The sequence below is a fragment of the Methanolapillus africanus genome (assembly GCF_032714475.1).
In the GTDB taxonomy this organism is placed as follows: Archaea; Halobacteriota; Methanosarcinia; order Methanosarcinales; family Methanosarcinaceae; genus Methanolapillus; species Methanolapillus africanus.
Genome location: NZ_JAWDKD010000011.1, coordinates 58,632 through 76,593, shown reverse-complemented (window position 1 = coordinate 76,593; position 17,962 = coordinate 58,632). Strand labels below are relative to the sequence as shown.

15 protein-coding genes and 1 pseudogene are annotated in these 17,962 nt (G+C 45.2%); 8 read left to right on the top strand and 8 right to left on the bottom strand.

The window, feature by feature from the left end; translation table 11 throughout:
* From MsAg5_RS03220 to MsAg5_RS03205, 4 genes and pseudogenes are all read right to left on the bottom strand, one after another.
* Nucleotides 1–80 (bottom strand): annotated as a pseudogene (locus tag MsAg5_RS03220) (IS1595 family transposase); the annotation flags it as partial.
* 220 nt (nucleotides 81–300) lie between these two features.
* On the bottom strand, nucleotides 301–603 hold the full coding sequence (locus MsAg5_RS03215) for a hypothetical protein (protein ID WP_338099181.1): 303 nt from the start codon (nucleotides 601–603) through the stop codon (nucleotides 301–303).
* 293 nt (nucleotides 604–896) lie between these two features.
* On the bottom strand, nucleotides 897–1,703 hold the full coding sequence (locus MsAg5_RS03210; protein WP_338099180.1) for a fumarylacetoacetate hydrolase family protein: 807 nt from the start codon (nucleotides 1,701–1,703) through the stop codon (nucleotides 897–899).
* Between the two features lie 83 nt (nucleotides 1,704–1,786).
* A complete protein-coding gene (locus MsAg5_RS03205) occupies nucleotides 1,787–2,908 on the bottom strand; it encodes an ORC1-type DNA replication protein (RefSeq protein WP_338099179.1) in 1,122 nt (373 codons plus the stop codon).
* A gap of 353 nt (nucleotides 2,909–3,261) precedes the next feature.
* On the opposite strand from MsAg5_RS03205, the gene MsAg5_RS03200 reads away from it, so the two are divergent.
* Together MsAg5_RS03200 and serA are read left to right on the top strand one after the other, a co-directional pair.
* Nucleotides 3,262–4,974: a glutamate--tRNA ligase gene (locus MsAg5_RS03200; protein ID WP_338099178.1), complete on the top strand. Its 1,713-nt coding sequence runs from the start codon at nucleotides 3,262–3,264 to the stop codon at nucleotides 4,972–4,974.
* A 179-nt stretch (nucleotides 4,975–5,153) separates the two neighbouring features.
* Nucleotides 5,154–6,728: a phosphoglycerate dehydrogenase gene (gene serA / locus MsAg5_RS03195; protein ID WP_338099177.1), complete on the top strand. Its 1,575-nt coding sequence runs from the start codon at nucleotides 5,154–5,156 to the stop codon at nucleotides 6,726–6,728.
* 101 nt (nucleotides 6,729–6,829) lie between these two features.
* Here serA and MsAg5_RS03190 read toward each other — a convergent pair whose 3' ends face one another.
* Nucleotides 6,830–7,036, bottom strand: a complete 207-nt coding sequence (locus MsAg5_RS03190) for a hypothetical protein (protein WP_338099176.1) — start codon at nucleotides 7,034–7,036, stop codon at nucleotides 6,830–6,832.
* 190 nt (nucleotides 7,037–7,226) lie between these two features.
* Here MsAg5_RS03190 and MsAg5_RS03185 point away from each other — a divergent pair, with 190 nt between their 5' ends.
* Nucleotides 7,227–8,477 carry a hypothetical protein gene (locus MsAg5_RS03185; RefSeq protein WP_338099175.1) on the top strand — a complete coding sequence of 417 codons (1,251 nt, stop codon included), beginning with the start codon at nucleotides 7,227–7,229 and terminating at the stop codon, nucleotides 8,475–8,477.
* A 670-nt stretch (nucleotides 8,478–9,147) separates the two neighbouring features.
* On the opposite strand, the gene MsAg5_RS03180 is transcribed toward MsAg5_RS03185, so the two are convergent.
* Nucleotides 9,148–9,471 carry a transcriptional regulator FilR1 domain-containing protein gene (locus MsAg5_RS03180; protein ID WP_338099174.1) on the bottom strand — a complete coding sequence of 108 codons (324 nt, stop codon included), beginning with the start codon at nucleotides 9,469–9,471 and terminating at the stop codon, nucleotides 9,148–9,150.
* Between the two features lie 6 nt (nucleotides 9,472–9,477).
* Nucleotides 9,478–9,963: a helix-turn-helix transcriptional regulator gene (locus tag MsAg5_RS03175; protein WP_338099173.1), complete on the bottom strand. Its 486-nt coding sequence runs from the start codon at nucleotides 9,961–9,963 to the stop codon at nucleotides 9,478–9,480.
* A gap of 1,139 nt (nucleotides 9,964–11,102) precedes the next feature.
* On the opposite strand from MsAg5_RS03175, the gene MsAg5_RS03170 reads away from it, so the two are divergent.
* From MsAg5_RS03170 to MsAg5_RS03155, 4 genes are all read left to right on the top strand, one after another.
* Nucleotides 11,103–12,515 (top strand): APC family permease, encoded by a 1,413-nt coding sequence (locus MsAg5_RS03170; protein ID WP_338099172.1) that lies wholly within the window; start codon nucleotides 11,103–11,105, stop codon nucleotides 12,513–12,515.
* 527 nt (nucleotides 12,516–13,042) lie between these two features.
* Nucleotides 13,043–14,104, top strand: coding sequence for a DMT family transporter (locus MsAg5_RS03165; protein ID WP_338099171.1), 1,062 nt, complete (start codon nucleotides 13,043–13,045; stop codon nucleotides 14,102–14,104).
* Nucleotide 14,105: 1 nt separating this feature from the next.
* Nucleotides 14,106–14,393 (top strand): hypothetical protein, encoded by a 288-nt coding sequence (locus tag MsAg5_RS03160; protein ID WP_338099170.1) that lies wholly within the window; start codon nucleotides 14,106–14,108, stop codon nucleotides 14,391–14,393.
* A 12-nt stretch (nucleotides 14,394–14,405) separates the two neighbouring features.
* On the top strand, nucleotides 14,406–14,555 hold the full coding sequence (locus MsAg5_RS03155; protein ID WP_338099169.1) for a hypothetical protein: 150 nt from the start codon (nucleotides 14,406–14,408) through the stop codon (nucleotides 14,553–14,555).
* A 546-nt stretch (nucleotides 14,556–15,101) separates the two neighbouring features.
* On the opposite strand, the gene MsAg5_RS03150 is transcribed toward MsAg5_RS03155, so the two are convergent.
* Nucleotides 15,102–15,395 (bottom strand): transcriptional regulator, encoded by a 294-nt coding sequence (locus MsAg5_RS03150; RefSeq protein WP_338099168.1) that lies wholly within the window; start codon nucleotides 15,393–15,395, stop codon nucleotides 15,102–15,104.
* A 589-nt stretch (nucleotides 15,396–15,984) separates the two neighbouring features.
* On the opposite strand from MsAg5_RS03150, the gene MsAg5_RS03145 reads away from it, so the two are divergent.
* Complete coding sequence (locus MsAg5_RS03145) at nucleotides 15,985–17,922, top strand: APC family permease (RefSeq protein WP_338099167.1); 1,938 nt, start codon at nucleotides 15,985–15,987, stop codon at nucleotides 17,920–17,922.
* Nucleotides 17,923–17,962 lie beyond the last annotated feature (40 nt).

Sequence of the window (17,962 nt, the reverse complement as noted above, 5' to 3'; positions counted from 1 at the left end):
AAGGCAAAAAGCTTCACAATTTGCCGAAATTTGGATTCTGAAATTTTAGAACGGTAAATGTATTTGTTTTTCATCTGCATAATCATGATTTGAACACCAATTTATTTGGTTGTTCTTATCGTGACCCTTAAAAAAAAGGAGTCAGAAAGATCAGAGAAAAACAAATGAATGAAAAACGATGATGAAAAACGATGATGAAAAACGATGATGAAAAACGATGATGAAAAACAGATGAATAAAAAACAGATGAATAAAAAACAGACGAATGAAAAATAAAAGAATGAAAGTAATGAATGAAAATCAGTTTTTGATGGATTTTTCCGTGTTTTCGATATCGTCGACCAACTTTCGGATAGAACCATACCGTTCTTCAACGGCTTGTAAAAAAGAAGCGACACTGTCGCCGGCGACTGCGCCCTGCTGCGACGGTTTGATGAGCCCGTTTTGTTCCAAAATACGAAGGGAATAACGTACTTTATGGGCTTGCATGCCCGTTTCATCGGATAATTTTAAAATACCGATTGGTCCACGCTCAACAACAAATTTCAAGACAAGCATGTGCCTGTCAATTAATTCCAATTCGGTATAAGCTTGTTCAAACATAATAGAACACACGATTTTTTCTGAAATATATCTATTTCAAACAGACTCCATCATAAAATGATGTGGCATTATTCGATATTTATACTTATCTGATTCTTATAGATAATGAATGATTGAATTAACGGCAACACCGTTATTTTTATAAAATAAATCTAAATTTATTTGAGTAATCTTTTTTTATTGAGACGCATCAACGCGCCGCATCTATTCCCCTCAATAAAAAATAATAAATTATCACCGATTATATAAAATGATTTCGGAATTACTCAAATTTTTTCAAACACCGTATGAAATCAAATTTCATCGATCACCGCATTTGAAAGTGTTCCGATTCCCTCGATTTCCACGTCGACCAAATCTCCCGGAATCAATTGCCCGACACCCGGCGGCGTTCCCGTGGCAATCACGTCTCCTTTTTTCAGCGTCATCACGCTTGAAATAAACGAGATCAGCTCCGGAATTTTAAAGATAAATTCCGACGTGTTGGAATTTTGGCAAATCCGTACATTTCCGTCCGCATCCGTGATCCGTGTTTGAATGTTCAAATTTTCCGGATTCAGCCCCTGCTGTTCCAACTCTTCCGGCGTAACAATAAAAGGACCGAGCGGCGCAAACGTGTCAAAACTTTTCGCACGCGTCCACTGACCGTCCGCTTTTTGGAGATCGCGCGCCGTGACGTCGTTAAAACACGAAAAACCGGCAATGTAAGAATAAGCGTCTTCCAAATCGATATTATGCCCGTCTTTTTCGATAACGACCGCCAACTCCGCTTCATAATCCACTTGCCGGCTGACCGCCGGATAGGAAATACAGCCGTTGTGCGGCAAAACCGCCGTCGGCGGTTTGAGGAACAGAATCGGATTCTCCGGAACCGGCATGTTGAGTTCCCGGGCGTGGTCCGAATAATTCAGTCCGACGCAGATGATTTTTGACGGGCTGACGGGCGGCAGAACCAATAAGGACGCCAGCGCATATTCATCGTCCACATTTTGATATTCGGGCGCCGGATAAACAATGCCGTCAAAGACTTCGCCGTCGAAATCAATCTCCGTGTTATTTTCTTCATCCAAAAAACGGAATCTACCGAACATAATTCTCATCTCATATTGATTTATTTTCTTGGGCGGCGGCATGCGCGCGCGTTACGGCAGCGGGCTCAACGGCGTTCTCAAAAAACGCATCCTCATTTTTCCTTCAATAAGTCAGCCAATTCTTCTTTTTTAAACGCCGACCGGATAATCCGAGTCCGGCCTTTGGAGCCTTTTCCGGAAAAATCGGCCGTCACATACCCGGCGGAAACCATTTTATTGATGATTTCATAAAACCGGGTGTAGCCGATATTCGTTTCCGCGTTGAATTTTTCATACAAATCGCCGGCCGAGATTTCTTTGGCGTCGGCGACTTGCCGGATAATCAATTTTTCATGATCGGTTAAATTGGAAAACATTCGGGAAATGTAAAGTGAACGGGAAGCCGTATATGCTTTTTTCACGTCTTCCAACTCTACTTTTCGGGACGCGCGTTTTTCGGCGTTGAGGCCCGACCGCTTCAAAAGGTCGACGCCGACCCGAAGATCGCCGCTTTCGTTCACGAAATCCGCCATTTGCGCTTTCGCGTCTTCGGCCACCACATTCGGGAAAAAGCCGCGCATGATTCTGTCATCCAAAATGTCGCTGATTTCGGACAGTTCATATCTCGGAAACTCAATTTCTTCCGGCAGAAAAACGGAACTGACGCGCTTGTCGAATCCGTAAATCACTTCGGGATCGTTCACAATCGCAATGACGGAAATTTTGGAACCCGGATATTGTTCGTGGGCGCGCAGCAGCGAATACATCACTTCGTCGGCATGCCCTTCGTAAAAGAGATAATTGATGTCGTCCAAAACCACTACGAGAACCTTGTCGACGTCGATGAGTTTTTTGGTGAGCTTGTCAAAAATGCGGTTAAAAGAAACACCGGACGCCGGCGGCGCCACGCCCATCACGGATTTATAAATTCGGGAGATGACGGCAAAACGGGTGGAATCGATTTGACAGTTGACTTTGACCGTGAGCACTTTGTCGGTATATTCTTTCAGCTCGTCAAAAATTTTGAGCGACGCGCTTGTTTTTCCGGTACCGGGCGGACCGAACAAAAGGCAATTAAGCGGGCGTCCGCCGCGAACGGCCGGTTTGAGCGCATAGCGAATCGCATTCATTTGATTTTCTCTGTGCGGGAAATAATCCGGCAAATAATCCAACTCAAATACGTCGGATTCCTTAAAAAGAGTCTCATCCCACATCAGCATATTGTTTTCTTTCATAAAAATCCCGGTTTGTTTGATTTCTGGTTTGAGTTAAATGAGACATCATCGTATAAAAATCTATAATCATTTGAATTGAACGGAAAGTCTGAATTCATTTTTTTATTTTTCATTTTAAAGCCGAACCATCTGTTTTAGCGTTTGAATCAAAGGCAGACGCTATAACGCGCGCGGCGCCGCCGCAAAAATCCAAAATGTGAACGGCTTTATTCATCGTCCTTATTTACATTCATATTGATGATGATTGTGATGGGGCTGCGCTTATGCAAAACATATTTTAAATACCTGGATATTCATCGTTCTATCTTATTATACTCAATGATCAAATATTTCTTTTTAAGGTTGAGAGAATTATGGCTTTGGACCAAAATGACCTGAACACAATCGAAAAATACGCGCTGCAAAACGCCGTTAAATACGAAGCTGTCCCGCAAGCAAAAGCGGTGATGGGAAAAATTATGGGCATCTGTCCGCACTTGCGCGACCGCGTGCCGGAAGTGTCGGCCGCGATTGCTGAAATCACGGACCGAATGTCCAAGGAAACGCCCGCCGAATGGGAAACCCGTCTGACGGCGCTGGCGCCTGAATTGGTGGAAGAGCTGTCCGTCAAAAAAGAACCGGAAAAGGGTTTAAAGCCGCTCCAGGGAGCCGTTGACGGCAAAGTCGTGATGCGTTTTGCGCCGAATCCGAATGGTCCGCCGACAATCGGCAGTTCCCGCGGCATGATCGTCAACTCCGAATACGTGAAAACCTACAACGGCAAGTTTATTCTCCGTTTCGATGACACCGACCCGGACCAAAAACGGCCGATGCTTGAGGCTTATGATTGGTACGTCGACGATTTCAAGTGGCTCGGCGTGACGCCGGACCAAATTGTGATTGCGTCCGACCGCTTTGAGAAATATTACGACATCGCGTTCCAGCTCATCGATATGGAAAAAGCCTACGTTTGTTTCTGCGACGGCGAGACGTTTAAAGGCCTCAAAGACAAAAAACAAGCGTGTCCGCACCGGGACACGACGGCAGCCGTTAACCGCGCGCACTTTGAAAAAATGCTGGCGGGCGGCTACGAGGAACGTGAAGCTGTTCTCAGAATCAAAACCGACATTATGCACAAAGACCCGGCCATGCGCGACTGGGGAGCTTTCCGCATTTTGAAAAAATCACATCCGAGACCGGAAATCGGCAGCAAATACATTGTCTGGCCGCTTTTGGACTTTGAAGGCGCGATTGAAGACCATTTGCTGGAAACCACGCACATTATCCGCGGCAAAGACCTGCAGGACAGCGAAAAACGCCAAAAATACATTTACGATTATTTGGGATGGACTTACCCAAAAACCATGCACTGGGGACGCGTCCGGATTGAAGAATTCGGAAAACTCAGCACAAGCGGCATTCGCGCGTCGATTGAAGCGGGCGAATACACCGGCTGGGACGATCCCCGTTTGCCGACGGTTCGCGCCATTCGCCGCCGCGGCATTCAGCCGGAAGCGCTCAAAAAATTCATTGTGGAAATGGGCGTCGGCGAAACCGACGTCAGCATCAGCATGAATTCGCTTTACGCCGAAAACCGGAAGTTCGTCGACCCGGTGGCGCACCGCATGTTCTTTGTCGAAAATCCGGTTGAAATGGCGATTGACGGACTCGGCGACGTGACCGCAAAACCGCCGCTTCATCCGAACAAACACGATGTGACGCGCGACATCAAGGTGAACGGCAAAGTCGTCGTGACGGAAGAAGACCAAAAAGAAATGACGGTCGGCTCCAAAATTCGGTTAAAGGACTTGGCGAACGTTGAAATCACATCGTTATCGCCGTTGTCAGCCAAATTTTTGGACAACGACGCGGAATCCGCCAAAAAATGCAAGATGAAAATCATTCACTGGGCGCCGACCAATGGCGTTAAGGTGACCGTCCTCGGACCTGAAAAGAATTCGTCCGGCATCGGCGAACGCCAAATTTTGACGGAACTGGACAAAGTCGTTCAGTTCGAACGGTTCGGTTTCTGCCGGATTGACGCGGTGGACGGCGACAATGTTGTGGCTTACTTTGCCCATAAATGAAAGATGAGAGAATCATCCGTTTTTCATTTATCATTAAATTTATTTACTATCTAAGGTGTTAACGACTGACGTACTTTGTTTAAATTGATTGAATACATCTAACAAATATTCAAAATATTCAATAAATATCATAAATCAATGTATTTTAACTGAAATTATCCATTGTCGGAGAATTTAAAATGAAAATTTTAGTCAGCGATTCGCTCTCGGAAGAGGGTTTGGCGATTTTGAAGGAAAGCGGTTTTGACGTTGTTGTCAAAACAGGTCTTTCCGAAGACGAGCTTGTGAATGAAATTAAAGGCGTCGACGCGCTTGTGATCCGCAGCGGCACCCAAGTGACCGCCCGCGTCATTGAAGCGGCGGACAAATTAAAAATCGTCGGCCGCGCCGGCGTCGGTGTGGACAACGTGGACGTGGAAGCTGCCACTAAAAAAGGCATTATTGTGTCCAACACCCCGGACGGCAACACGCTTTCCGCTGCCGAGCACACTTTTGCGATGCTCATGTCGGCCGCAAGAAACATTCCGCAAGCGTGCGCCTCCCTTCGGGCGGACAAATGGGAACGCAATAAATTTATGGGCGTCGAGCTCAACAAAAAAGTGTTCGGTGTCGTCGGTCTCGGCCGCATCGGCGCTGAAGTCGCCAAACGCGGTCAAGCCTTTGGCATGACGATTCTCGGTTACGACCCGTTCGTGTCGGAAGAACGCGCCAAATCCATGGGCATTCAGCTGACGACTGTTGAAGACATCTGCCGCCGCGCGGATTTCATCACCGTCCACACGCCGCTCACCAAGGAAACCACGAACCTCATCAACAAAGACATGTTCAATGTGATGAAGAAAAACGTCCGGATCATCAACTGCGCCCGCGGCGGCATCATCAATGAAGACGATTTGGCGGACGCCGTCGAAGCCGGAAAGATTGCCGGCGCGGCCATTGACGTTTTCGTCAAAGAACCGCCGACCGGATCCCGCCTTCTCAAATCCGACAAAATTATCGTGACGCCGCACCTCGGCGCCTCGACCGTCGAAGCGCAAATCAACGTGGCGATTGACATCGCCCACGAAATCATCAACGTGCTCAACGGCGAAGGCGCGAAAAGCGCGGTCAACATCCCGGCCGTTCGCCCGGAAGTCATGGCGGTCATTTCCCCGTACTTGAAACTCGCGGAAACCACCGGCAAAATCGCCGGCAACTTAATCGGCACCGGTTACAACAAGATTGATTTGTCTTACCAAGGCGAAATCGCCGGAAAAGACACAAGAACGATTACGCTCGCCGCTTTAAAAGGCGTCCTTCAAACGGCCGTCGGCGCCGGCGTGAACTATGTGAACGCGCCCGGTTTGGCAAAATCCCGCGGCATTGACGTGTCTGAAAAGAAATCGGAAACCAGCGACGAATACGCGTCCGTTTTCACACTGACACTTTCCAGCAGCAGCAAAACCGTCAGCGTTTCGGGAACGGTTGTCGGCAACGACATTAAAATCATTCAAATCGACAAGAACCGGATCGACGTTTTCCCGTCCGCCTACATGATTTTTGCCGACCACATCAACAAACCCAACGTCATCGGCCCGTGCTGCCAGGTTCTCGGTCAAAACAGCATCAACATCTCCGGCATGCAAGTCGGTCATGTGAAAATCGGCGAGCCGACCATCATGGTCATCAGCGTGGACAGCTCCGTTCCGGAAGACGTGTTGAAAAAATTGACAGCAATCGACGGCATTTTGAGCGCGAAGATTGTAGCGGTTTAAATTTTAATTTAACTAAAAATAGAAATTGAATAAAGCCTTGACGGCTTTATTCAACCATTTATTCTTTTTTCATCGTGAATTTTCTAAAAAATGATTTGCTTTTAATCAATTTCCACTTCTATATTTTCAAGATCCTCTTCAGTTATTCCGAGCATTTCAAGAACCTCTTCGAGAGAATATGTTCTTTCACCGGCCGACTCTTTGAGCCTTTTTTCAACAATTTCCAACAAAAGCCGGTCTTCAATCATTTCAACCATTTCTTCATGTTTGCCAATCGGCAAAGCATTGCCTAAATTGTCATCTTCCAAAATTATCCTCATATCAATGGCATTGACATCTTTGAATAAAAATTTATCTTTATTTCATTGAGATTATTTGTATAAAATTTTTTAATATTGTTCTATTTTCAATTTAAAAACGTTTATAAGAGTTCGAATTCATGTTTGGAAAACGTTGAAAATAAAATAATTTAACCAAATGATTTGGAGGATGAATCAAATGAGCATCGGTTTTCGTTTTCAATCGGGTCCTTGCGCGCCCGAAAAAATCAAAGAGACTTATTCGCTTCTCAAAAACATGTCCAAAAAGCATGACGCGGAATTTTTGGGTAGCGGCAACATCAACGACGCCGTTTTCATTCATTTCTGCAAAGCGGGCGACATTGTTTTTTGGTATGAAAACGGGATTTTGCAGGGCGACTGCCAAACAAATGTCGCAGGTCCCGGATTTCATGCGGCGGCCGTCGACTTTTTGGACGACTTTGCCGCCAAATCCAAACTTGAGCTTTCGGTTGACGACGAAACCGGTTATTATGCCGACCATGATTTTGAAAAAATACGCCGGGAACAGTTTTGTCTCTGGCTCGACAATTTGGTTCAGGCGGTTTACGAACAGTTTCAAGACGCGGACGTCGGCAACATTTTTATTTGCTGGAATCCGGGAAGCTATGAGCCCGCCGATGTTCCAAACACGGTGGTGACGCCCGTCGGACGTTTTTCCATGAAAAACCTGCTGATGAAAGCGGCTGACATTGAGGCTTTTGCCGGCGATTTTTTCATTTGGAACAATCGGGAAAAGGACGCCAAATTTTACCGGAACTCGGCGCTTTCCATGCTGTGGGAAGACTGCTATTTCCAATCGAGCCGCCGCAGTCCGGAAGATAAAAAGGTTAACAAAGACATTATTTGGCATTTGGAAAAAGCCATGAAAGCCGACCCGTTGCTTCCGATTCCTATCCCCGAATATTTGGAAATTTGCGGACTTGATTCCTCAAAACCAAAATCCGTCGTCGGTATTCCGGCATTTGAATCCGAATTTCCGATCGGCTACCGCAAAAGTGAAATCAACATGCGCCTCGGAAATCTCCTCTTGCCGTTTCCGGGATATTTCCTGTACGCAAAAGACCGCGACGGGCGCGACCATGTCTATCATGACAATTTGGATGCGGATTGGTACACTTACCGCTTGACTGCGCTTTCGGGACCGGAACCGCAAATCGATTTTGACGGCGACCTGTTTGAAGGTTCGGTTGAACCGCCGGAAATGTTTCCGGTCAAAGACGGATTCTGCCGTGCTTCATATTCCGGAAAAGTCAAGGAGAAAGGCGAAGAATATTTCCAAATCGTCGCCGAAATTCTGTCCGGAAATCAGGTGACGCTCATCACGGTGTATTTTGACAAAGCCGAAAACCGGATTCATGTCATGGAGCGGCTGAAAAGCATTCAGGCGAATGTCAAAGATGACGACTGAAAAAAGAGAGCGGATTTGAGGGCGGCGCCGGCGCGCGCGTTATGGCGACACGTTTTATTTGAGTTTAAGGAAATTACCGGTTGGCTTTTGAAGAATTCAAGCAAGCCAACCCGCAATTTTTATTCAATTCAAGCAAAACGACCCGCAAAATCAGACGCTTTGCGTCTGTATTTTGCGGAATCCGATCAGCAGATGCATTTTGATTTTCAGACCAGATTGCACCTACAGTTCACTATTTTTAGATTTGAGTTTCAGTTCACAATACTGAGTTGCACCTACAGGTGACTGTTTTTAAATTAGAGTTTCAGTTCACAATACTGAGTCGCACCTGCCGGCTACTGTACCCAAATCTGTTCAGCGGTATCCGTAAAATACAGATGCTATCGCATCTGATTTTACGGGATGGTTTGCATGAAGTTTTCAAAAAAATAGCCCCGTGGTTTTGAAAACAAAAACAAAAATGGGTACTATAACGCGCGTGCAGACACCCGTCAAAAATAGAAAATTGCGACCGAAGGGAGCCGTTCGCGAAGCGAACTTATGAAAACAGACTCCCACCGCCCCTGAAAAATTCCTAGCGAAGCGACGGAATTTTTGCCGTAACGCGCGCGCACGCTGCCCGCCCAAAAAAACAAAAAAAGAAAAAAGAAAAAGGAAAAAGAAAAAAAGATTATTTTGATTCGTACTGTTCAACCGGAACGGACGACTTCTTGATATGCTTGTAAAGCTCTTTCGTCCATGATTTTGTCATGTCGTCAAAGCTGATGAGCATTTTGTTGTCGTAAACGCCGTCGTTGTTGAAAAGATAGGTGTATGTGAAAACATCCGTAATCAACATGGAAGGAGCAATCGACTTTCCTTTTTCGTTGTAAACGAGGAACGTCACGTTTTCCTTGCCGATGAATTTCTCGAGACGGGCGCCGTATTCGCCTTTCATCCGGTCGAAAACTTTGGGCGTCACAATCATCGTCATGTCTTTGCCGGACTCGCCCATTTTGAGCTATTCGTCCGTGTAAACGGGGTGGTAAACCGACAAGAGACACATGGCGTGCTTCGATTTTTTCAGGTTTTCCAAAAACTCGGCGGGGACGTCAAACATGTAGTCGCTGATGCTGTACTCCAAAAGCTTGTAGGCGCCGATGTCGCCGATCCGGTAAAGCAAATCCGGCGGAATCACCGACAAGTCCCGGTCGAACCAGTATTTCCGGTCGCGTTCTAAAACCGCAATCGTCTCAAAGAGCGGATACATGTTTTTGACCAAAATCAGGCCGATGTGCGTCAATTCGTAACGGTCGTCCTTTAAAACGACAATTTTCTCGTCGCGAAGCGTTTTTAACTGGGGGGCCAGAGAATGAGCAGTCATTTCTGTTTTTTCCGTCAGTTCTTCAATCTTGCAACCCTTTTCCCGCAGCAGCAAGAGAATGGTCCGCCTCTTTTCCGAAAGACAAACAATGTCGCTCAGACTCAATGATGCCGGTAATGTCATTTGAATTCCTTCTGAAGTGATGGAGAGTAATGAATAATAATGAATAATGATGAACGATAGAGAAATCATGAATACAAATTGTGTGAAATATGATGAAATATGAGCAATTTTTGAAAAAACGAGCCCTAAAATAACCGGCTCACAGATTATAGATCAATGACAAATTACAGATCAATGACAAATAATTTCATGATAAATAGGGTTTACTTATCCACTTCTTATATATAAAGTTTTAAGTAATCCATTCAAAAAACATTCAAAAATGAGCGTTTAGAGAATGAATTTTAGACAGGGATTTTGAGAGGGTTTAAATAGAAAAAACAAAGAAAAATAGAAAAAATAAACAAATTTTTAGAAATTAATTTTTGAAAAACGGCGTCAGTCAAGACGATTTGTAAAAATCAAAAGATGATAGATTTTTGAGTTGGCAATATATTTTAACAACGTTGTAATTTTAACATCTTTGTTGAATAATGACTAAGTGATGGAATCATCTTGACGACCGATATTTCATTAAGAATCATTAATAATAAAAAACGGTTATGCTATATACGATTCTTGCTATATATAATGCGCAAATAAATCTCGACCCCCATGAACAATTGGGGAGAGGTTGAAACAAATGATGCGGATGGTTTTTCGCCGGTCTTTCAAAAAACAGGGATCGGATTGAAAAATAAAGTCCGGGTATGGGGGTACCACTTTTGTTTTCAAGAACAGAAGACTCGTTTGGATTGTGTGTGATTCGGCAAAATCAACTTAAACTTTTCTAAAGGTTTAGGGGTTTATCGGAATCAAATATTTTGAAAAACGCTCCGGCGTTTGAAGAATATACGGAGGTATTGGACAAGCAATAACAGTTCTAAAACAGCGTAGGCTTTGAAAAAATAAAGAACTGTCTCAACATGAATTCGACCAGCTTTGCTGATTGATCATATCGGACGGAGAAATACTTTTGAATCTGCGCCGCCCCTGTTGTGTTTTAGTTTTTTGCCTGTCGTTTTGACTTTAAAAAATGTTTTTTGAAACGGTTTTTCTATCTTTTTCCATCGGAACCGGCTTATTGACCGTTCATTGGAATCAGAGATCAAAAATTGTTTCGGGTTTATGATATTTTTAAAAAAAAGGTGGTTTTTTCAGTGGATAGTGACAGTAATACACTCCAAAGAACAATTGACTGGAAGCAAGGCCTGGCCATTGCGCTCGGCGTTCCGCTTTTGATTTTACCGTCAATCGGAACATTTGCGACCTACTTGTGGGCGTTTGCTATCGTTGCTTGGGCTCTTTCTGTTTTGCAAGGATTCCTTCAAAACATGGCTTACGGCGAAATGGCGACGGCCTTCCCGAACGCATCCGGACTTCCGGGATTCGCGCAAGCGGTCTTCGGCGCCGGCACCAGCACCGGTAAATTTATTGGCGGATTCTCTGCATGGGGATATTGGCTCGCCTGGAACCCTGTGTTGGCTATTTTCTCCGTTCTCATCGGCAGCTACTTAAACGGTCTTGTTCCGGCCTTTGCCGGCATTTCTCCGATGTGGCTTTCCCTTGGCTCGGGAATTATTATTTTCGGCGTCCTGATGCTTGTTAACTCCCGCGGTGTTTCCGGCGGCGCAACTCTGGGTTACATCTTAGCGATTTTCGCTTTGATTCCTCTTTTGATCATCACAATCGCACCGTTTTTCACCGGCGCGTTCCATATCGAGAATATTACAAGCAGCTGGTTCCCGACCGACTGGAGCTGGGACATTTACGGCATCTTAATTTTCCTCGGTATCATGGCAACGGCGCAGTGGAGCGCTTGCGCTTGGGAAACAGCCGCCATTTACGGACCGGAATACAAGAACCCAAAGAAAGATGTTCCGAAAGCGCTCTTCAGCTGTGGTATCATCTGTTTGTTCACTTACGTGATGGTTCAAACATCCGTGACCGGAACGCTTGGTGTTGACGCTGTGATCGCTGAAAGAGTTTCCCCGCTTCTCCCGATGGCCAAGATGGTTCTCGGAGACATGGGCGGAATTGTCGCGATCGTGATGCTCATCGCCGCGATGGTTTTGATCATTCAGACCGCATTCAACGGATCGGCCAGATCCATGCACTCTCTGGCTGTCGAAGGCAACTTGCCGTCTTTCTTCGGTAAATTGAACAAGAACGGTGTCCCGATGGTCGCTATGGCCGTCATTGCTGTCTTCAACTTGTTTTTGATTGTTTTGTTCTCCATGGCCGACGGTGGTGCCGGACCGGCAGCAATCCTTTCCGCATCCGCGATCGGATACGTCGTCGCCAACGGTATCAGCTTGGCCGCTTACTACAAGGCTGCCACCGACCCGAAATTCAAGGACTTGGAAAGACCGTTTAAGGCCCCCAAAGGCTGGAAATACGTCGCCATGCTCTTTGCCGTTGTGAACATTCCGTTCTACCTGGTCGGTATTGTCTATCTGAACAGATTGGACGCCGGATGGGGACCGACTCTTCTCGGATTTGTCGTTTTGGCGCTTTTCATCCCGCTCTGGTGGTGGGCCCAAAAAGAAGCTCAGAAGAAAGCGTCGGCATAATACAAAAAATCAATACGAAATATAAACGATATATGGCTGCATGAAATATGAAGAAAAGCAACGGACGAAGAGAAAATTGCTTTTCTTCTATTTTTTGTGATTTTTGAAAAATGTTCATTTTTTAATAATTTTTATTAAAAAACAGACAAATCAATCGTCATTTAGACTGACCATAAACGTTCACATATTCGGCATACAAAAAACATTAACAAAAACGGTAGTTCCATTGTAAAAATAAGAAAAACGAAACATGCTCCATTGTCATGTGATTAAATTTGAAAAATCAAGTGCGAAAGATAATCAATCTAAAGATAAACAATCTTAAATTCTAAAGATAAACAATCTAAAATATTGGCGTCGCAAGCTCTTGTCATCTAAACCCAAAAACAACATAAATCAAAAACGTTCGATTGAACCGTCTGGCTGCAATCGGAATAACTCCACAAAAACGGATTAAAAGGCAAAATCGTGGTTCACCACGGAGTTGCTCAGGTGTTTAAGTTATCCAAGAAATTGGAGGAAAGTTTATGGCTGAAAATCTGAATATAAATGACTTAAAGGTCATGGAAAGCAAACGCAAGGTCAAATACGGTTACATGTGGGCCTTGTTCTGCGCTGTCTTCTGGGGTATTTGGTATCTTCCGGGAACAGCTGTCTGGGTATTGAATCCGTTTGACGAGATGTCAACGGTCATCGCGGCTGACTACGGAGACTCTGTCGCTCTCGTGATTGTCGCCGTCTTAATTACGGCATTGAATGCGCTCACTGTCGTTTTAGCTCTTTTGGTTTGGAATGCGATCCTGGGCAAACATAAAGTCAAGGAACTCAAACGCACGATTTTTGAGTTTAAACACTGTTCCAAATGGTTCTTCCTCGGCTCCATCTGTGGTCTCATTGCCGTTTTCGGTTCTTACTTGGCCATGGGATTCATCGGCGCCGCTTTCTCCGCTGTTGCGGGTCTTTTGTATCCGGTGGTCGGATCCACCGTCGCCCGCCTTTGGTACGGCGAGAAAATCTCCAAACGCGCCTTGGCCGGTATTTTAATTATCGTCTGCGGCGGTATTGCGATTTACGCCGGCGGACTTGTGTCTGAACTCGCCACCGGCAGCGTCCAGTGGTTCGGTTACCTGGGCGGTCTTATGGCAGCCGTCGGCTGGGGTCTTGAAGGCGCTGTCGCCGGAAAAGGTCTTGACCTGGCGGAACCCGACTCGGCCATTACCATCCGTTTCATCGGCGAATCCATGATCTGGTGGATCATCATCATCCCGATCTTGGCGCTTTTCGGCTTCCCGATGTTCCACTACGCGCTCCTCGCGATGAACCCAATGGTTCTTCTCGTGCTGATCTTTGCCGGTATTACGTTTGGTTTCTGTTACGTGACGTGGTACAAATCGTTCCCATTGATCGGCGTTGGGCGCGGTCAGGGTATCGGCAACTTGTACGGTCTGATGGCTGTGATTTTCGTGTTCCTGTTCTTCGGAAGCTCTCCGGGATGGGCGATTATCATCGGCGGTATCTTGTGTGTGACCGGCAGTTTGTTGATGTTTACGGAAAGCACCGACAACGTCGAATCTCTCAGAGGTGACTAAGATGGCGCTCAGACCCACGAAAATTCGTCTCTTGGAACTTTTCCAAGACGGACAGCCGCACTGGAATTATGAGATCATTGAAGCGATTCACAAAGAATACGGCATGAGCGGTATGTATGACCGCGATTTGATCAATTTCGACATCATTGAACTCGCCTCGGGCGGCATGATTAAAGATGTTGAGCAAGCCGTGGACAACGAAGGCATCAACAAAAAAGGATTTTTGATGCACCGCTACGTGATCACCGATTTCGGCAAAGAAAAAGTGCAAAACGCCTGCATCGGATAAGGAGGAAAAAATATGCCGCAAACCGAAGCTGCTATGGAAGCTTATAACGCGCTCTGGGCCGCCGGATACGTTCCGTATTCGTCGTACGTGTGGATGATTTTCATTGTGATCATCGGCATCCTCGCGCTTTACCAAGCCCGTAAATTCGTCACGAAATTCTAAGAAATGAAAGAGAAATCTTTCATTTTTCTTTTTTTATTTTTCAATTTTTGCAATTGCTTTTTTTGTTTTTTTTGGCGGGCACGTGCGTGCGCGTTACGGCGACACATTCTCTTTTGGATTTTCAAAAATCGAAGTCCGGTTATTGATGAATTGTATGAACCGGCTGCCGGCTTTTAAAAAATGCGTGCAAGCCCCCGAATAAATCAGACGCGCATCGCGTCTGATTTATCGGAAATCGAGAACACAAAGATGCAAATCGGATCAGAAAAACCTGTATTGTCAAAAACAGCAGATGCAAATCGGATCAGAAAAACCTGTATTGTCAAAAACAGCAGATGAAAATCGGATCAGAAAAACCTGTATTGTCAAAAACAGCAGATGAAAATCGGATCAGAAAAACCTGTATTGTCAAAAACAGCAGACGCAGATCGGATCAGAAAAAAACTGTATTCTCAAAAACAGCAGACGCAAATCGGATCAGAAAAACCTGTATTGTCAGAAACGGCTGATGCAATTTAAAAATAAAAAAAGAAAAAGGGAATCACATCAGAATGTGATTCCGAAAAGGGATAAAATCAAAAGCACGAGCGCACCGAAAACGCCGGTTAAAGCCGTGATGATGATGTTGACCAAACTGAAATAGTTGATTGGCGCAGCGCTTGGGAAATATCCGACCAAATAACTGTTGATGATCCAGCCGCCGATGATGAAGACGATGAAACCTAAAACAATGTTAATAATCAGGTTCTTGGCGGTTTTTAAGACTTTGTACAAGATAAAAGCGACAACGAGTGCAATTAAAATTAAAACAGCGTATGTGAGAATTGTTTGAATGTCCATTGAAAAACACCTCTGTGTGAAATAAAAACTTGAAATTGACATCGAAATCAAGGTTGAAATCGAAATCGAACGGTGGTTAAACCGCTCAATCGTTTCTAGTTCTCAAAACTATATAAAATGAGTTATTGATTTTATAACATTAGTTTATTGAACATTTAAATTTATTTTAATTAAAAATAAAATTATATATAATTATGTCGCAACCGTTTTATACACCAAATGACGCCAAAGTAACTGCAATGGATAGTTGTTCACCAAAAGAATAAATTGTTCACTAAAAGAACAAATTGTTCACTAAAAGAACAAATTGTTCATCAGAAGAATAAATTGTTCATTTCAATAACAATTTCATTCATTTCAATAAAAAAATGAGTCAATTCACATAATCAGTTATTCAATTCACATCTGTTTCAAAACATATCTGTTTTCAAATAAAGACAATGCGTCTGCAACACGCAGAAAGCAAAAATCACAAATAATATCAAACGGCCGCTTAATAAAAACGGCTTTCTGTTTCTGAAAATTGAACAAAATTTCTGTATCGATGCAACCGCATATTTATAATATTTTTTATAAATCGGGTGATAGGATGCCGGATCAAGAAAAACATTTCAAAATGAAAGATTTGCTTCTCGGAAAAGCACTCAAAAACGATGAGATTAAAGATGAAAAATTAAATTTGAAATGGGGCCTGCCGATTATGGCGTCAGACGCCGTGTCGTCGGTGGCGTACGCCATTGAGGAAATCCTTTTGGTGTTGGTGCCGGTCCTTGGTTTGCTGTCCGTTCACTATTTGGGAATCGTAGCGCTTCCGATCATCATTCTGCTGATCGTTCTCGTCTTTTCATATTCGCAAATTATCGACCATTACCCCAACGGCGGCGGTTCTTACGTCGTCTCAAAAGGGAATCTCGGCAAAAAAGCGTCTTTGATCGCAGCGGCAGCCCTGATCATCGATTATATCATGACGGTTGCCGTCAGTATTTCGTCGGCGACGGCGGCCTGCGTGGCTGCGGTCCCGGGTCTTTTAGGGTACCAAGTTCCGATCGCGCTCATTTTTCTGTCGCTGGTGACGCTGATGAATTTGCGCGGCGTCAAAGAGTCCGCCAAAGTTTTCGGTTTGCCGACATACGGTTTTATTTTGGTGATGGCAGCGTTAATCACGATCGGTTTGGCCAAATTCTTAACCGGAACGCTCATGCCGATTGAATATGCACCGAGCGTTTTAAACAGCCTGCCGACGTCGCCGGCCGGCGCGCTGACGACGATTGCGATGGTCTTTTTGATGCTTCGGGCCTTTTCGTCCGGATGTTCGGCTTTAACGGGCGTCGAGGCCGTCAGCAACGCGGTGCCGTCGTTCAAACAGCCGTCTCAAAAAATCGCCAAGCATATCTTGTACTGTTTGGCCGGCATTATCATTTTCATCTTCGGCGGATCCGTTCTTTTGGCAACGCAGCTGGGCGTCATTCCGGTGGACGGACATACGGTTTTATCCCAGATGGGTGCGGCCGTTTTCGGAACGGGACCGATGTACTACATTTTGCAATTTATGACCGCAGCGATTCTGCTGCTGGCCGCCAACACCGCTTACAACGGTTTGCCGACGCTTTTGGCGATTCTCGCCGTTGACAACTATATGCCGCACCGGATGGCGCAGCGCGGCCAAAAACTCAGCTTTTCAAACGGCATCCTGTTTATTTTCTTCGCCGCCGGCGGACTTATTTTCCTTTTTAACGCCGAAACGCATAAACTGATTCCGCTTTATGCCGTCGGCGTTTTTTTGTCGTTTACGCTGGCGCAAACCGGAATGGTCGTCAAGTGGATGAAAGACAAAGAGCCGGGCTGGAAACATAAAATGCTGATAAACGCGTTTGGCGCCGCCATGAGTTTGATCGGCGTGATCATCGTGTTTACCACGAAATTCACGGCCGGCGCCTGGATGCTCGCCATTGCAATCCCGGTTTTGGTTCTGTTGATGCAAAGCATTCAAAAACATTACCAATCCGTTGCCGACGACATCGTTTTGAAACCGGCCGAAGCGCGGGAAATTTACAAGCCGTGTTCCAGCCAAGACAATAATCCGTGCATCGTTCTCGGATCATCATTTTCGCGGCCGTTTTTAAAAGCGCTCAATTACGCCAACGTGGTCAGCCGAAACGTTACGGTTCTTCATATTTCAACCAGCGACGCCGGACGCGAAAGTTTTGAAAAACTGTGGAGAGAAGCAGCGTTCCCGGAACAATTGGTCATTATTGACGCGCCGTACCGTGATATTTTGCCGCCTTTGGAAGATTACATTGACAAAAAACAATCGGAATTGGTCAACGATGAGTTCCTGACGGTCGTTTTCGTAAAATTCATCAGCAATCAAGTGATTATGGATAATATCCTTCACGGACAAGCTGCTTACTTCATCGAAAACCGGCTGAAAAAATACAACAAAGTGGCGTCGTTTGTCATTCATTACACCTACAACCGCAAAGGGCGGAACGAAAGGAATAAAATGAAAGACAAGTCCGGTTTTTGACCGCCGCTGAAAATGTGTGCCGTCACGCGCGCGGGCGCCG

Excerpts from the sequence above, each read along its gene's own strand:
- MsAg5_RS03215 (WP_338099181.1), bottom strand. The coding sequence starts at position 603 with ATGTTTGAACAAGCTTATACCGAATTGGAATTAATTGACAGGCACATG.
- MsAg5_RS03210 (WP_338099180.1), bottom strand. The coding sequence starts at position 1,703 with ATGAGAATTATGTTCGGTAGATTCCGTTTTTTGGATGAAGAAAATAAC.
- MsAg5_RS03205 (WP_338099179.1), bottom strand. The coding sequence starts at position 2,908 with ATGAAAGAAAACAATATGCTGATGTGGGATGAGACTCTTTTTAAGGAA.
- MsAg5_RS03200 (WP_338099178.1), top strand. The coding sequence starts at position 3,262 with ATGGCTTTGGACCAAAATGACCTGAACACAATCGAAAAATACGCGCTG.
- serA (WP_338099177.1), top strand. The coding sequence starts at position 5,154 with ATGAAAATTTTAGTCAGCGATTCGCTCTCGGAAGAGGGTTTGGCGATT.
- MsAg5_RS03185 (WP_338099175.1), top strand. The coding sequence starts at position 7,227 with ATGAGCATCGGTTTTCGTTTTCAATCGGGTCCTTGCGCGCCCGAAAAA.
- MsAg5_RS03180 (WP_338099174.1), bottom strand. The coding sequence starts at position 9,471 with ATGGGCGAGTCCGGCAAAGACATGACGATGATTGTGACGCCCAAAGTT.
- MsAg5_RS03175 (WP_338099173.1), bottom strand. The coding sequence starts at position 9,963 with ATGACATTACCGGCATCATTGAGTCTGAGCGACATTGTTTGTCTTTCG.
- MsAg5_RS03165 (WP_338099171.1), top strand. The coding sequence starts at position 13,043 with ATGGCTGAAAATCTGAATATAAATGACTTAAAGGTCATGGAAAGCAAA.
- MsAg5_RS03160 (WP_338099170.1), top strand. The coding sequence starts at position 14,106 with ATGGCGCTCAGACCCACGAAAATTCGTCTCTTGGAACTTTTCCAAGAC.
- MsAg5_RS03155 (WP_338099169.1), top strand. The coding sequence starts at position 14,406 with ATGCCGCAAACCGAAGCTGCTATGGAAGCTTATAACGCGCTCTGGGCC.
- MsAg5_RS03150 (WP_338099168.1), bottom strand. The coding sequence starts at position 15,395 with ATGGACATTCAAACAATTCTCACATACGCTGTTTTAATTTTAATTGCA.
- MsAg5_RS03145 (WP_338099167.1), top strand. The coding sequence starts at position 15,985 with ATGCCGGATCAAGAAAAACATTTCAAAATGAAAGATTTGCTTCTCGGA.